The organism is Pseudomonas sp. MF6747 (assembly GCF_963890955.1).
Taxonomy (GTDB): Bacteria; Pseudomonadota; Gammaproteobacteria; order Pseudomonadales; family Pseudomonadaceae; genus Aquipseudomonas.
The window spans coordinates 148,214-161,631 of the sequence record NZ_CAWPSZ010000007.1 but is presented as its reverse complement, the minus strand read 5'-3'; the positions used below and the strand labels follow the sequence as shown (position 1 = coordinate 161,631).

The window sequence follows — 13,418 nt, the reverse complement described above, 5'->3', positions numbered from 1 at the left end:
TACCTGACTGGTTCTGATCCTATGAATACCACCACTGCCAAAGTGCAAACCGCCGCGCCTGAAAAGCCGCGCAAAAGCCGCCTGGCCAACCCCGGCTGGTTCCTTGTCAGCCCCTCGGTGGCCTTGCTGCTGCTGTGGATGATCGTGCCGCTGGGCATGACCCTGTACTTTTCGCTGATCCGCTACAACCTGCTCTACCCCGGCGAAAACCAATTCGTGGGCCTGGAAAACTTCACCTACTTCATCACCGATTCGGGCTTCCTGCCCGGCGCCACCAATACCTTGCTGCTGGTGGGCAGCGTGCTGTTGATCAGCGTGGTGTTCGGCGTGTTGATCAGCGCCCTGCTCGAGGCCAGTGAGTTTTTCGGCCGTGGCGTGGTGCGGGTGATGTTGATTTCACCGTTCTTCATCATGCCCACCGTCGGTGCGCTGATCTGGAAGAACCTGATTTTTCACCCGGTGTCGGGGATTCTCGCCGCCGTGTGGAAGCTGTTCGGTGCCGAGCCCGTGGACTGGCTGGCACACTACCCGTTGCTGTCGATCATCATCATCGTGTCGTGGCAATGGCTGCCCTTCGCCATCCTGCTGCTGATGACCGCCATGCAGTCCCTGGACCAGGAACAAAAGGAAGCCGCACGCCTGGACGGTGCCGGCGCCATCGCGATCTTCTGGCACCTGACCCTGCCCCACCTGGCGCGCCCGATTGCCGTGGTGGTGATGATCGAAACCATCTTCCTGCTCTCGGTGTTTGCCGAAATCTTCACCACCACCAACGGTGGTCCGGGTTACGCCTCGACCAACCTCGCCTACCTGATCTACAACCAGGCGCTGGTGCAGTTCGACGTGGGCATGGCCTCGGCCGGCGGCTTGATTGCCGTGGTCATCGCTAACATCGCGGCGATCATCCTGGTGCGGATGATCGGCAAAAACCTGACTGACAAGCCTTGAGGGCCGCGCCATGACGCTTCAACAATCCCGCCGCCTGCAAAGCCTGTTGCTCGGCACCCTGGCCTGGGCCATCGCGATCCTGATTTTCTTCCCGATCTTCTGGATGGTGCTGACCAGCTTCAAGACCGAAATCGACGCGTTCGCCACCCCGCCGCAGTTCATCTTCACGCCGACGCTGGAGAATTACCTGCACATCAACGAGCGCAGCAACTACTTCGCCTACGCCTGGAACTCAGTGGTGATTTCGTTCAGCGCCACGGCCTTGTGCCTGCTGATTTCGGTACCGGCCGCCTACTCCATGGCGTTCTACGAAACCCAGCGCACCAAGGGCACGCTGCTGTGGATGCTGTCCACCAAGATGCTGCCGCCGGTGGGCGTGCTGATGCCGATCTACCTGCTGGCCAAGAGCTTTGGCCTGCTGGACACGCGCATCGCGCTGATCATCATCTACACCCTGATCAACCTGCCGATTGTGGTGTGGATGGTTTACACCTACTTCAAAGACATCCCCAAGGACATCCTCGAAGCCGCGCGCCTGGATGGCGCCACGCTGTGGCAGGAAATGGTCCGCGTGCTGCTGCCGATTGCCAAGGGCGGCCTGGCTTCCACGGTATTGCTGTCGCTGATCCTGTGCTGGAACGAGGCGTTCTGGTCGTTGAACCTGACCTCCTCGAATGCCGCACCGCTGACCGCGCTGATCGCCTCCTACTCCAGCCCCGAAGGCTTGTTCTGGGCCAAATTGTCCGCCGTGTCGACCCTGGCCTGTGCGCCGATCCTGATTTTCGGCTGGATCAGCCAGAAACAGCTGGTGCGCGGGTTGTCCTTCGGCGCCGTCAAGTAACGGTTTCTTATAAAAATTCCAAGTGGAGGCCCATCCCATGGCCAACCTGAAAATCAAGAATCTGCAAAAAGGCTTTGAAGGCTTTTCCATCATCAAGGGCATCGACCTGGAAGTGAACGACAAGGAATTCGTGGTGTTCGTTGGCCCGTCGGGCTGCGGCAAATCCACCCTGCTGCGCCTGATTGCCGGCCTTGAAGAAGTCACCGAAGGCACCATCGAACTGGATGGCCGCGACATCACCGAAGTCACCCCGGCCAAGCGCGACCTGGCGATGGTGTTCCAGACCTACGCGCTGTACCCGCACATGAGCGTGCGCAAGAACATGTCGTTTGCCCTGGACCTGGCCGGCGTCGACAAGAAGCTGGTGGAAAGCAAGGTCAGCGAAGCGGCGCGCATTCTCGAGCTCGGCCCGCTGCTGGAGCGCAAGCCCAAACAGTTGTCCGGCGGCCAGCGTCAGCGTGTGGCCATCGGCCGCGCGATTGTGCGTAACCCGAAGATCTTCCTGTTCGATGAACCGCTGTCCAACCTCGACGCCGCCCTGCGCGTGCAGATGCGCCTGGAACTGGCGCGCCTGCATAAAGAGCTGCAGGCGACCATGATTTACGTGACCCACGACCAGGTCGAAGCCATGACCCTGGCCGACAAAGTGGTGGTGCTCAACAGCGGCCGCATTGAACAGGTCGGCTCGCCGCTGGAGCTGTACCACCAGCCGGCCAACCTGTTTGTGGCAGGCTTTCTGGGCACGCCGAAAATGGGCTTTCTCAAGGGCAAAGTCACCCGGGTCGAAGGCCAGGGCTGCGAGGTGCAACTGGACGCCGGCACCACCATCAGCCTGCCATTGAGCGGCGCCACCCTGAGCGTCGGCAGCGCGGTGACCTTGGGCATTCGTCCGGAGCATCTGGAAATCGCCTCGCCCGGCCAAACCACGCTGACCGTCACCGCCGATGTCGGCGAACGCCTGGGCAGCGACACCTTCTGCCACGTGATCACCGCCAACGGCGAGCCGCTGACCATGCGGATTCGTGGCGACATGGCCAGCCAGTATGGCGAGACCCTGCAGCTGCACCTGGACCCGGCGCACTGCCATCTGTTCGACACCGACGGCGTGGCCGTGGCCCGTCCACTGCGCGCTGCCGCCTGATTTCGCGAGATTTGTGATGAAACTGAATAAGCAGAACCTGACCCAACTGGCGCCGCAAGTGAAGATCCCGTCCTATGCGATTGCCAGCACCACGCAGGGCATCGCGCATATCGGCGTCGGCGGTTTCCACCGCGCGCACCAGGCGTATTACACCGATGCCCTGATGAACACGGGCGAGGGCCTTGACTGGAGCATCTGCGGGGTCGGCCTGCGCGCCGAAGACCGCAAGGCTCGCGATGACCTGGCTGGCCAGGATTACCTGTTCACCCTCTATGAACTGGGCGACACCGACGACACCGAAGTGCGCGTGATCGGCTCGATCAGCGACATGCTGCTGGCCGAAGACGGCGCCCAGGCGTTGATCGACAAGCTCGCCGACCCGCAGATTCGCATCGTTTCGTTGACCATCACCGAAGGCGGCTACTGCATCGACGACAGCAACGGCGAGTTCATGGCCCACCTGCCGCAGATCCAGCATGACCTGGCGCACCCCAAATCGCCGAAAACCGTGTTCGGCTTTATCTGCGCGGCGCTTACCCAACGCCGCGCGGCCGGTGTGCCGGCGTTTACCGTCATGTCCTGCGATAACCTGCCGCACAACGGCGCCGTCACGCGCAAAGCGCTGCTGGCTTTCGCTGCCCTGCACAACGCCGAGCTGCACGATTGGATCAAGGCCAACGTGAGCTTCCCGAACGCCATGGTCGACCGCATCACGCCGATGACCAGCACCGCCCACCGCTTGCAGCTGCATGACGAGCATGGCATCGACGATGCCTGGCCGGTGGTGTGCGAACCCTTTGTGCAGTGGGTGCTGGAAGACAAGTTCGTCAATGGACGCCCGGCCTGGGAAAAGGTCGGCGTACAGTTCACCGATGACGTCACACCCTACGAAGAGATGAAGATTGGCCTGCTCAATGGCAGCCACCTGGCCCTGACGTACCTGGGTTTTCTCAAGGGTTACCGGTTTGTGCACGAGACCATGAACGACCCGGTGTTTGTCGCTTACATGCGCGCCTACATGGACCTGGACGTCACGCCAAACCTGGCGCCGGTGCCGGGCATCGACCTCGCCGAATACAAGCAGACCCTGGTGGATCGCTTCTCCAATCAGGCGATTGCCGACCAGTTGGAGCGGGTGTGTTCGGACGGTTCGTCGAAGTTTCCCAAGTTCACCGTGCCCACGATCAATCGCTTGATTGCCGATGGGCGTGAGACTGACCGCGCGGCGCTGGTGGTCGCGGCCTGGGCGCTGTATTTGAAAGGTGTGGATGAGAATGGGGTGAGCTACACGATCCCGGATCCACGTGCGCAGTTTTGCCAGGATTTGGTGAGTGATGATGCGTTGATCAGCCAGCGATTGTTGGGTGTGGAGGAGATTTTTGGCAAGGCCATTCCCAATTCTCCCGAGTTTGTGGCAGCGTTTGAGCGGTGCTATGCAAGCCTGCGCGACAAGGGCGTTACCCAAACCCTGCAAAACCTTTTGAAGAAATCGGCTTAACAATGTGAGAGGGGGCTTGCCCCCGATGGCGGTGTATCAGTCAAATACCCTTCACTGACCCACTGCTTTCGGGGGCAAGCCCCCTCCCACATTTGATCGGGTTTTCAATCCAAAAAACCACACTGCTGAGCACTCCACCATGACCCAGCAAAACCTTTACCTTGGCATCGACTGCGGCACCCAAGGCACCAAAGCCATCGTCCTCGACGCCACCAGCGGCAAGGTACTGGGCCTGGGCGCCGCCGCGCACACGCTGATCAGCGGCGCCAATGGCCGGCGCGAACAACATACCCAGGAATGGCTGGACGCCTTTACCGAAGCCACGCACCGCGCCTTGCAACAGGCCGGCGTGGACGGCCAGGACATCCTCGGCATCGGCGTTTCCGGCCAGCAGCACGGGCTGGTGCTGCTGGATGACCAGGGCCAAGTGCTGCGCCCGGCCAAACTGTGGTGCGACACCGAAACCACACCCGAAAACGACCGCCTGTTGCAACACCTGGGTGGCGAAAGCGGCTCCCTGGAACGCCTCGGCGTGGCGATTGCACCGGGTTACACCGTGTCCAAACTGCTATGGACCCGCGAGCAGCACCCGGACGTGTTCGCACGCATCGCGCATATCTTGCTGCCCCACGATTACCTCAACTTCTGGCTCACCGGCCGCGCCGTCGCAGAATTCGGCGATGCGTCGGGCACCGGCTATTTCAACGTGCGCACGCGCGAATGGGACGTGGCGCTGCTTCAGCACATCGACCCCAGCGGCCGCCTGCAAGCTGCTTTGCCTGAACTGATCGAGGCGCATCAAAGCGTGGGCACGATCCTGCCAGCCATCGCCGAACGCCTGGGCATCAACCCCAACGCCCGCGTCTCCAGTGGCGGCGGCGACAACATGATGGGCGCCATCGGCACCGGCAACATCGCACCGGGCGTGATTACTATGAGCCTGGGTTCGTCGGGCACCGTGTATGCGTTTGCCGATCAGCCGACTGTGAGTCCCCAAGCGTCGGTGGCGACTTTCTGCTCCTCCAGCGGCGGCTGGTTGCCATTGATTTGCACGATGAACCTGACCAACGCCACCGGCGTGATTCGCGAACTGTTCGACCTCGACCTGGCCGCCTTCAACGCCCTGGTCGCCCAGGCACCGATTGGCGCCGACGGCGTCAGCATGCTGCCCTTTCTGAATGGCGAACGCGTGCCCGCCCTGCCCCACGCCACCGGCAGCGTGCACGGCTTGACCATGACCAACCTGACGCGCGCCAACCTCTGCCGTGCGGTGGTCGAGGGCACCACCTTTGGCCTGCGTTATGGCCTGGACCTGCTGCGCCAGACCGGCCTGCAAAGCCTGCGCATCCGCCTGATCGGCGGCGGTTCAAAAAGCCCGGTGTGGCGCCAGATGGTCGCCGATATCATGAACACCGAAGTCGTCTGCACCGAACAAAGCGAAGCCGCCGCCCTGGGCGCGGCGATCCAGGCGGCGTGGAGCCAGTCCGGCGAGTCCCTGGCCAGCTTGTGCGACAAATGCGTAAGCGTCGACCCGGCCAGCCGCACGCTGCCGGTGGCGACCAGTGTCAGTGCCTACCAACACGCTTACGAGCGCTATCAACAACTCGTGGCAACCCTTTAAGAGCGAACGACTATGTATCTGGTGTGTGGCGAAGCGCTGTTTGATTTTTTCAGCGAGGAGGATGCCAGCGGTCAGGCGTCCAAGGTCAATTACAAGGCAATTGCCGGCGGCTCGCCGTTCAACGTGGCCGTGGGCTTGCGCCGTCTGGGCATCGACTCCGCGTTGTTCGGCGGGTTGTCCAATGATTTTCTCGGCCAGCGCTTGCTGCACGTGCTCAAGGACGAGGGCGTCAGCGAGCAATTTCTGGTCGAATTTCCCGCGCCGACCACCCTGGCGATGGTGGCTGTGGGCGCCAATGGCTCACCGCAGTACAGCTTTCGCGGCGAAGGCTGCGCCGATCGCCAGTTGCGGGTGGTGCACTTGCCCACGCTGGGCCATGAAATTCGCGGGCTGCACATCGGTTCGTTTTCGCTGGTGGTACAACCCATCGGCGACACGCTGCTGCACCTGGTCAAGCGCGAAAGCGGCAAACGCCTGATCAGCCTGGACCCCAACGTGCGGCTGAACCCGCAGCCGGATATCCAATTGTGGCGTGATCGCGTGGGCGAGTTGGTCAAGCATGCCGACCTGATCAAAGTCAGCGACGAAGACCTGCACCTGCTCTACCCCGACCAGTCGCCGGAAAGCGTGCTGCAAGGCTGGTTGCAGCACCGCTGCCAACTGGTGTTTCTCACCCGAGGCGGCGACGGCGCAACGGTGTTCAGTCGCCAGCACGGCAGTTGGTCTGCACCGGCGGTCAAGGTGGTGATGGCCGATACCGTGGGTGCCGGTGACACCTTCCAGGCGGCATTGATTGCCTGGCTGACCGAGCAGCAGCTTGATTCGGTAGAGGGCCTGCAACAGCTTTCGCGCGAGCAGATCGACAGCATGCTCGGCTTCGCCATTCGCGCCGCCGCCCTGACGTGCGGCAAGACCGGGCCGGACCTGCCATACCGCGCTCAGTTGGGCTGATTACCCATCACAGCAGGCCACGTCTTTGGTGGCCTGCTGTCAGAACGCACGCCGCCCCTGCAAGAGCGGCAGCGCGAGCAAAGCCTGCTGGCCGAGACGGGTGGCGGGCACATCTAATGTGTTGGGCTGTTTGTCAGCCAACACCTCAAGGTTGATAGATGAAGGTTTTGTCAGCCAAGGCAAAATTAATCGATGGTTAATCCCGCGAGCCGAGAGTGAAGGTGTACCCACTTGCGGAGAACTACCATGAAACTGCGCACTTTGATGCTTGGCGGCGCATTGGCGCTGGCATCCGTCTCGGGCCTGGCCCAGGCCGACACACAAGCCACTGCGACCAAACCGGTGCCCTACCAGTACGGCATGCCCATGAACGTTAAAACGGTGATTGCAATGCATGAAACCGACACCAACGTTTGCAAAGTCATCAACGCCGATATCAAGTTCGTCGATACTGCGGGCAAAGTCGAAGACGTCGGCTACCGGAAAATGTCCGAAGCCTGCGATTTCCAGAATTGATCCTTCACACTGGCAGCAGAACCGTATTGGGCCTGGCATCTACCAGGCCCGCAGTTCCCCAGTGACTCAACCTCGCAACAACGGCTGATGATTAGCCGCGCCCTCCCACTCTTTGCAGAGCGGTTGAATGGGTGTGTTTGAGGTCTTCGCGCAAGCCGCTGATCAGGTTGCAAATGGCTCGACTGCTGTCGAGTTTGTCAGCGTTGATACCTTTTACTTCCAAATCCACCCGGTCGCGGTCACGGTCGTCATAGACTTTGATCGTCAACGAAGCATCTTCGGCTTTGGTGCATTCGCACCGTTTAGGCAGGAAACTTCCTTCAATAATACTGCGAAGTTCTAATTCCGAAAGCATGGCCAACCTCTCCTTTCATGAGACTGCCAACAGATTGTTATGTGTGCGGCAGGCGCGTGCCTGCCACGTCTTACCGACCCTGGAAGACGCTTACAATCACCAGCGTACTCGGCAAAAACCGTTCTCGTTGTAACTTTTCCTCATAAGCGGCACGCGGGTTTATATAACTCTGAAAACTCAGCGCAAATCCTCGGCGAACAGCGTTGATTAAACGGTTATGCACTAAGTTGAACCTTGCGCTGCGACTCTTTCTGCAACATGTCGCAAACTATCAAAGTTGATATTTGCCCCGGAATTCACCGCCACCAGGGTTTGCCCACGCACGGAGTTTTGCGCCACGTACTGGCGGATGCCCGCTACCGCCAGCGCGCCGGATGGCTCGGTGATGGAGCGCGTATCGTCATAGATCAACTTGATCGCACTGCACAGCTGGTCGTTGCTGACAGTGATGACTTCGTCCACCCAGTCGCGGCAGATTTCAAAGCCATACGCGCCGATCTGCGCCACAGCCGTGCCGTCGGCAAACCCGTCAACGCTGGGCAACACCACACGCTCGCCCGCGCGCAGCGCCGCCAACAGGCAGCTGGAACCTTCAGGTTCGACACCGACGATGCGCACCTGAGGCCGCAGGTATTTGACATACGCCGCGATCCCGGCGATCAGACCGCCACCGCCCACCGGCACGAAGATCGCGTCCAGCGCGCCCTGTTGCTGGCGCAGAATTTCCATCGCCACGGTGCCCTGGCCGGCGATCACGTCCGGGTCATCGAATGGCGAAACAAAGGTGCAACCCGAGGTCTCGGCCAATTGCAGCGCATGCGCCAGGGCAAACGGAAAGCTCTCGCCGTGCAGCACCGCCTCGGCGCCTCGGGAGCGAACGCCGAGCACCTTCAACTCAGGCGTGGTGCAGGGCATCACAATGCTTGCCTTGATCCCCAGTTCGCGCGCCGCCAGCGCTACACCTTGGGCGTGGTTGCCCGCCGACGCCGTCACCACGCCCCGCGCCTTCTGCGCCTGCGTCAGCTGCACCAACTTGTTGTACGCCCCGCGGATTTTGAAAGAAAAAGTCGGCTGCAGGTCTTCGCGCTTGAGCAACACCTGATTGCCCAGCAAGGCCGAGAGTGCCGGTGCCGCTTGCAAGGGCGTGCGCACTGCCAGGTCATAGACCGGGGCGGCGAGAATCTTTTTCACATAGTGTTCAAGCAATGCCGTATCAGCGGTGTGGGGGGCGGGGCACATGCTCATGGGGTGTCTCCTGGCTTTTTTACAGGGCCCCGAGACGGAAAAACAAAACCCGCCTCAAGGGCGGGTTGGGGTGCAGCCGTGTGCTATCCCGCCAAATGAGGAATGGCGGTAATAATGCTTGGCTGGCTGCGGAAGGCTTGAAATGTCATGTCACGAAATTAACCGCCACTCACCGGCCACGTCAATGCCCAACCACCGATTATCCAGCAGGGGTTTACGGAAAGCATACGAAACGTATACGCTTTGTATATCAATACAACACAGTGAACGTCATGGGCATCGTCAAGATCACCGACCAATTGCACGAACAACTCCGCCTGGCCAGCGCTGCCATGGACCGCTCCATCAACGCCCAGGCCGAGTTCTGGATCAAGATCGGCCTGCTCGCCGAACTCAACCCGCACCTGCCCTACAACGAGCTGATCAACAAGCTGTTGCTGGACAAGCCCGACCTGATCCGGGGGCGCAGCTGATGATCAAGACGGCCGCCCAACTGGCAGTAATGCGTGAATCCGGACGCCTGCTGGCCAAGGTTTTCGACATGCTTGACGGCTTTGTCGCCGCCGGCCGCTCCACCCTGGAGCTGGACAGCGCCGTCGAGGCGTTCATTCGTAACGACCTCAACGCCCGCCCGGCAAGCCTTGGGCAATATGACTATCCCTTCTGCATCAACACCTCGATCAACGAGGTGGTGTGCCATGGCATGCCCAGCGCCAAGGATATTCTCAAGGACGGCGACATCATCAACATCGACATCACCTTGGAAAAAGGCGGTTTTATCGCTGACGCCAGCAAGATGTACATGATCGGCACCGTGGCGCCCAAGGCGCGGCGCCTGGTGGAACAGACCTTTGAGGCCATGTGGGCCGGCATTCGCCAAGTCAGGCCGGGTGCGCGCCTGGGTGATATCGGCCATGCGATCCAGAGCCATGCGCAGGCTAACGGCTACAGCGTGGTGCGCGAATACTGCGGCCATGGTATCGGCCGCCAGATGCATGAAGAACCGCAAATCCTCCACTTCGGCCGCCCCGGCACCGGCCTGGAACTGCGTGAAGGCATGGTGTTTACCATCGAGCCGATGCTTAACCAGGGCAGCGCCAAGGTGCGCGACTTGAAAGATGGCTGGACGGTGGTGACCAAGGACAACAGCCTGTCGGCGCAGTGGGAGCACACCGTGGCGGTGACGGCCGACGGGTTTGAGGTGCTTACCTTGCAGGTGCCTGATTGAGAAGTGTAGATGTAGGTGTGGCGACTGGTGCTGGGGCCTCTCCATTTTTGGGGTAACAGCAGTTAAGTGGTTAGATCACAAGCAAAGCCAAGGCGGCCTGATTTGGAAGCTGAACCCAATCAAATGTGGGAGCTGGCTTGCCTGCGATGGCATCAACCCTGTTTACCTGATGGCCCGAGGTGCCTGCATCGCCGCTAAGCCAGCTCCCACAGAAAAGCCAAGCACTGCGGGTGGTGGAGGCTGAATTCGGTCAACTTGTGGGAGCGGGCTTGCTCGCGAAGGCGGTGGAACAGTCAGCTCATTTGTAACTGACCCACCGCCTTCGCGAGCAAGCCAGCTCCCACATTTTTAGATCTGATTACACCAGGGTGATTCGGCGTGCAACGCGGGCCCGGAGCGTGGGTAAGGCGCACTACCAAACGGGCCTAAGCGCAGCAACGGCTGTGTACTCACACCACACTTGCCCCGCCCGCGATTCGCTTCAGCCCCAGCACCATCAAGCCCGCCCCCAACGCCATCGCGGCCATCAGCAGCGGGTACGACACCCACCACGGTGTACCCGCCGTCATCATGCTGAATTCCGACATGCCACCCACACTGGCAATCAGGTTAAGCGGCAGGAACACCACGTTAATCAGGGTCAACTTGCGCAGCAGGTTGTTCATGCTGTTGTTCATCAGGTTACCGCGCGCATCGATCAGCCCGGAAAACACATTGGAGTAGATCTCTGCCTGCTTGTAGCACTGGTGGTTCTCGATGATCAGGTCATCGATCAACCCCAGGATCTCAGCACTGAAATGCTCTTTTTCAGCGTGATTACGCAACCGCGACAACACCGCGCCGTTGCTGTGCAGCGCATTGATGTAGTAGATCAGGCTTTCGCTGAGGCTGAACATCTGCATCAGGTGATGGTTGCTCATCGACGCGTTGAACTGTTGCTGCAATTCGCGCGCAACCAGCTTGATCACCTTGAGGTGGCCCAGGTAGTGGTGGATGTTGTTGAGCAACAAATCCAGCAGCACATCCAACGGCGTGTGCAGCGGCCGGCGCGCGCCGAGCCCGGACAGCGGGGTTTCATCGGTGGCTATCACCAGCAGGCGATCCTGCGAAAACAACAAGCCGCACGACGACACCTCAAACACCAGGTTGCCGCCGCCGGAGTAGTTTTCCGGGCGTTTCCAGATCAGGAACAGGTTGTCGGGATGAAATTCGATGCGTGACACTTCATCCGGGTCAAGGGCCGAGGCCAGGGCATGTTCATCCAGCTTGTGGTGGTCGCGCAGCCATTCGCGTTCGGCCAGGTCCGGGTTGTTGAACAACATGATCGGCGCATCATCACTTCCCGCGCCGCACAACTTCCCACCGGTCAATTCAAAGCGCTGGATCATCGCGCGTCACCACACCTGGCCCTGGCGCTTCAACTCCAGGCGCCGCACGAACTCCTCCAGCACCAGGGCGTATAGGTCGTCTTGCAGGTAGGCGTCTTCGATACCGGCATCCATGTTGGGGTTGTCGTTGACCTCGATCACCACCACCTTGTCGCCGGACTGCTTGAGGTCAACACCGTAAAGGCCGTCGCCGATCAGGTTGGCAGTCTTCACCGCCAGCTCTACCACCGCCTTGGGTGCTTCGTGGACCGCCAGTGTGCGGCATTCGCCGTTGATGTCCTGGCCGATAGCCTTGTGGTTGTAAATCTGCCAATGGCCCTTGGACATGAAGTACTGGCAGGCAAAGATCGGCTTGCGGTTGAGTACACCGATGCGCCAGTCGTACTCGGTGTAGAAAAATTCCTGGGCCAGCAACAGCACCGAATGCTCGAACAACTCAGCGGTGGCCTTGAGCAAAGCCTCCTGGCTTTCCACCTTGATCACACCGCGCGAAAAACAGCCGTCGGGGATCTTCAACACCAGCGGGAAGCCCAGGCGCTCGCCCACCCGCTCGAAATCTTCCGGTCGCTCCTTGTACAGAATCTCGGTGGCCGGCATGCCCAGTTGGTGGCTGTTGAGCAGGTCGGTGAGGTAGACCTTGTTGGTGCAGCGCAGAATCGACGCCGGGTCGTCCATCACCACCAGGCCTTCGCTCTCGGCCTTCTTGGCGAAGCGGTAGGTGTGATTATCGACGCTGGTGGTCTCGCGGATCAGCAAGGCGTCGTACTCGGCGAGGCGCGAGTAATCCTTGCGCTCGATCAGTTCCACATCGATGCCCAGGCCCTTGCCGACCCGCACGAAGTTTTCCAGGGCGCGGGCATTGGAGGGCGGCAATTGCTCCTGCGGATCGTGCAGGATTGCCAGGTCGTAACGGGCCAGCCTGCGTGAACGCGGTTGGCGCCAGATCTTGCGGCTGAAGTTGTCGAGGGCGTGGGCAAACTGGTCTTCCTGGTCATCACGCAACTTGTGCAACACGCCGGATTTGACCCCTTCGATGTGCCAGCCGTTGTTCTTGCGAAACTCAACTAACAGAATCGGGCACGGGAAGGTTTCAAACAACTGACGGGCCAACTCCTGCAACGGCTCTATATTGGTCCGGCCAAAATAAAGTGTCAGGGTAAAGCCTTCGGTGTTGCTGTAGAGGTGATGACTCAAGGCTTTATCGAGGGTTTTATCCAGGTCATCCAGCGACAGGCCATACAGCGACTTTTTCGTCAGTTCACTGATGGTGCGCACCGACGGAATCACCTTGTGCCCGCGCGCCTCGGCCAACAGCGAGCAGTAATAACCATGCCCCAGGTACTTGTAGCTGCGGCACAGGTTGATCACCTGCACGCGCTTGCCCGTCTCGCTCTCGCGGGTTTGCTCCAGGTATTCCTGAGCGGTGACGATGTCTTCGCTGGGGAAATAAGAAGCCCAATCTTCCTTGCGTTCGACAATGATCACGACTTGACTGGAACCCTTGAGAGGTGCGGAAAAATAACCGTTGGAAGTTATTGTCGCCGCGACGGTTTGCTCGGATACTTCACGCCAATGACTTTGTACCGCCGACATAATATTTGATCCGCTTTAGAGAACTCGACCTTTTCTATTAAGCACGATCTTTTAGAGAAGTCCCGTTTCGTTACGCAACTTTTACGGCGGTCA

At 60.1% G+C, this 13,418-nt stretch carries 13 protein-coding genes; 9 read left to right on the top strand and 4 right to left on the bottom strand.

Annotation, left to right across the window (positions count from 1 at the left end):
- The first annotated feature begins 21 nt into the window (after positions 1–21).
- The 7 genes from AACW30_RS09340 to AACW30_RS09310 all read left to right on the top strand — a co-directional run bounded on the left by AACW30_RS09340 (position 22) and on the right by AACW30_RS09310 (position 7,516).
- Positions 22–948 carry a carbohydrate ABC transporter permease gene (locus AACW30_RS09340; RefSeq protein ID WP_106577881.1) on the top strand — a complete coding sequence of 309 codons (927 nt, stop codon included), beginning with the start codon at positions 22–24 and terminating at the stop codon, positions 946–948.
- Positions 949–958: 10 nt separating this feature from the next.
- Positions 959–1,789 carry a carbohydrate ABC transporter permease gene (locus AACW30_RS09335; RefSeq protein WP_016968929.1) on the top strand — a complete coding sequence of 277 codons (831 nt, stop codon included), beginning with the start codon at positions 959–961 and terminating at the stop codon, positions 1,787–1,789.
- 37 nt (positions 1,790–1,826) lie between these two features.
- Positions 1,827–2,930, top strand: a complete 1,104-nt coding sequence (locus AACW30_RS09330; protein ID WP_179607644.1) for an ABC transporter ATP-binding protein — start codon at positions 1,827–1,829, stop codon at positions 2,928–2,930.
- 16 nt (positions 2,931–2,946) lie between these two features.
- Positions 2,947–4,428 carry a mannitol dehydrogenase family protein gene (locus AACW30_RS09325; protein WP_200624833.1) on the top strand — a complete coding sequence of 494 codons (1,482 nt, stop codon included), beginning with the start codon at positions 2,947–2,949 and terminating at the stop codon, positions 4,426–4,428.
- Positions 4,429–4,567: 139 nt separating this feature from the next.
- Entirely contained in the window at positions 4,568–6,049 is a 1,482-nt protein-coding gene (xylB, locus tag AACW30_RS09320) for a xylulokinase (RefSeq protein WP_200624832.1), read from the top strand.
- 12 nt (positions 6,050–6,061) lie between these two features.
- A complete protein-coding gene (locus AACW30_RS09315) occupies positions 6,062–7,000 on the top strand; it encodes a carbohydrate kinase family protein (RefSeq protein WP_124417254.1) in 939 nt (312 codons plus the stop codon).
- A 246-nt stretch (positions 7,001–7,246) separates the two neighbouring features.
- Entirely contained in the window at positions 7,247–7,516 is a 270-nt protein-coding gene (locus AACW30_RS09310; RefSeq protein WP_124417253.1) for a DUF2790 domain-containing protein, read from the top strand.
- A 91-nt stretch (positions 7,517–7,607) separates the two neighbouring features.
- Here the strand turns inward: AACW30_RS09310 and AACW30_RS09305 are convergent, their stop codons facing one another.
- Positions 7,608–7,871 (bottom strand): DUF1652 domain-containing protein, encoded by a 264-nt coding sequence (locus AACW30_RS09305; RefSeq protein ID WP_106577875.1) that lies wholly within the window; start codon positions 7,869–7,871, stop codon positions 7,608–7,610.
- A gap of 222 nt (positions 7,872–8,093) precedes the next feature.
- The gene (gene ilvA / locus AACW30_RS09300) at positions 8,094–9,116 is read right to left on the bottom strand and encodes a threonine ammonia-lyase, biosynthetic (protein ID WP_200624831.1); all 1,023 of its coding nucleotides are present in this window, start codon (positions 9,114–9,116) and stop codon (positions 8,094–8,096) included.
- A gap of 272 nt (positions 9,117–9,388) precedes the next feature.
- Here ilvA and AACW30_RS09295 point away from each other — a divergent pair, with 272 nt between their 5' ends.
- Both AACW30_RS09295 and map read left to right on the top strand, forming a co-directional pair.
- The gene (locus tag AACW30_RS09295) at positions 9,389–9,589 is read left to right on the top strand and encodes a ParD-like family protein (protein WP_003190946.1); all 201 of its coding nucleotides are present in this window, start codon (positions 9,389–9,391) and stop codon (positions 9,587–9,589) included.
- On the top strand, positions 9,589–10,344 hold the full coding sequence (gene map, locus AACW30_RS09290) for a type I methionyl aminopeptidase (RefSeq protein WP_106577873.1): 756 nt from the start codon (positions 9,589–9,591) through the stop codon (positions 10,342–10,344). The genes AACW30_RS09295 and map overlap by 1 nt, the downstream gene beginning before the upstream one ends.
- A gap of 449 nt (positions 10,345–10,793) precedes the next feature.
- Here map and AACW30_RS09285 read toward each other — a convergent pair whose 3' ends face one another.
- Both AACW30_RS09285 and AACW30_RS09280 read right to left on the bottom strand, forming a co-directional pair.
- Positions 10,794–11,732, bottom strand: a complete 939-nt coding sequence (locus tag AACW30_RS09285; RefSeq protein ID WP_169366562.1) for a magnesium transporter CorA family protein — start codon at positions 11,730–11,732, stop codon at positions 10,794–10,796.
- A gap of 6 nt (positions 11,733–11,738) precedes the next feature.
- Entirely contained in the window at positions 11,739–13,325 is a 1,587-nt protein-coding gene (locus tag AACW30_RS09280) for a RimK family protein (RefSeq protein ID WP_124417250.1), read from the bottom strand.
- Positions 13,326–13,418 lie beyond the last annotated feature (93 nt).

What these genes read in the sequence shown, in the direction of transcription:
- AACW30_RS09340 (WP_106577881.1), top strand. Translation starts at nt 22, where the DNA reads ATGAATACCACCACTGCCAAAGTGCAAACCGCCGCGCCTGAAAAGCCG.
- AACW30_RS09335 (WP_016968929.1), top strand. Translation starts at nt 959, where the DNA reads ATGACGCTTCAACAATCCCGCCGCCTGCAAAGCCTGTTGCTCGGCACC.
- AACW30_RS09330 (WP_179607644.1), top strand. Translation starts at nt 1,827, where the DNA reads ATGGCCAACCTGAAAATCAAGAATCTGCAAAAAGGCTTTGAAGGCTTT.
- AACW30_RS09325 (WP_200624833.1), top strand. Translation starts at nt 2,947, where the DNA reads ATGAAACTGAATAAGCAGAACCTGACCCAACTGGCGCCGCAAGTGAAG.
- xylB (WP_200624832.1), top strand. Translation starts at nt 4,568, where the DNA reads ATGACCCAGCAAAACCTTTACCTTGGCATCGACTGCGGCACCCAAGGC.
- AACW30_RS09315 (WP_124417254.1), top strand. Translation starts at nt 6,062, where the DNA reads ATGTATCTGGTGTGTGGCGAAGCGCTGTTTGATTTTTTCAGCGAGGAG.
- AACW30_RS09310 (WP_124417253.1), top strand. Translation starts at nt 7,247, where the DNA reads ATGAAACTGCGCACTTTGATGCTTGGCGGCGCATTGGCGCTGGCATCC.
- AACW30_RS09305 (WP_106577875.1), bottom strand. Translation starts at nt 7,871, where the DNA reads ATGCTTTCGGAATTAGAACTTCGCAGTATTATTGAAGGAAGTTTCCTG.
- ilvA (WP_200624831.1), bottom strand. Translation starts at nt 9,116, where the DNA reads ATGAGCATGTGCCCCGCCCCCCACACCGCTGATACGGCATTGCTTGAA.
- AACW30_RS09295 (WP_003190946.1), top strand. Translation starts at nt 9,389, where the DNA reads ATGGGCATCGTCAAGATCACCGACCAATTGCACGAACAACTCCGCCTG.
- map (WP_106577873.1), top strand. Translation starts at nt 9,589, where the DNA reads ATGATCAAGACGGCCGCCCAACTGGCAGTAATGCGTGAATCCGGACGC.
- AACW30_RS09285 (WP_169366562.1), bottom strand. Translation starts at nt 11,732, where the DNA reads ATGATCCAGCGCTTTGAATTGACCGGTGGGAAGTTGTGCGGCGCGGGA.
- AACW30_RS09280 (WP_124417250.1), bottom strand. Translation starts at nt 13,325, where the DNA reads ATGTCGGCGGTACAAAGTCATTGGCGTGAAGTATCCGAGCAAACCGTC.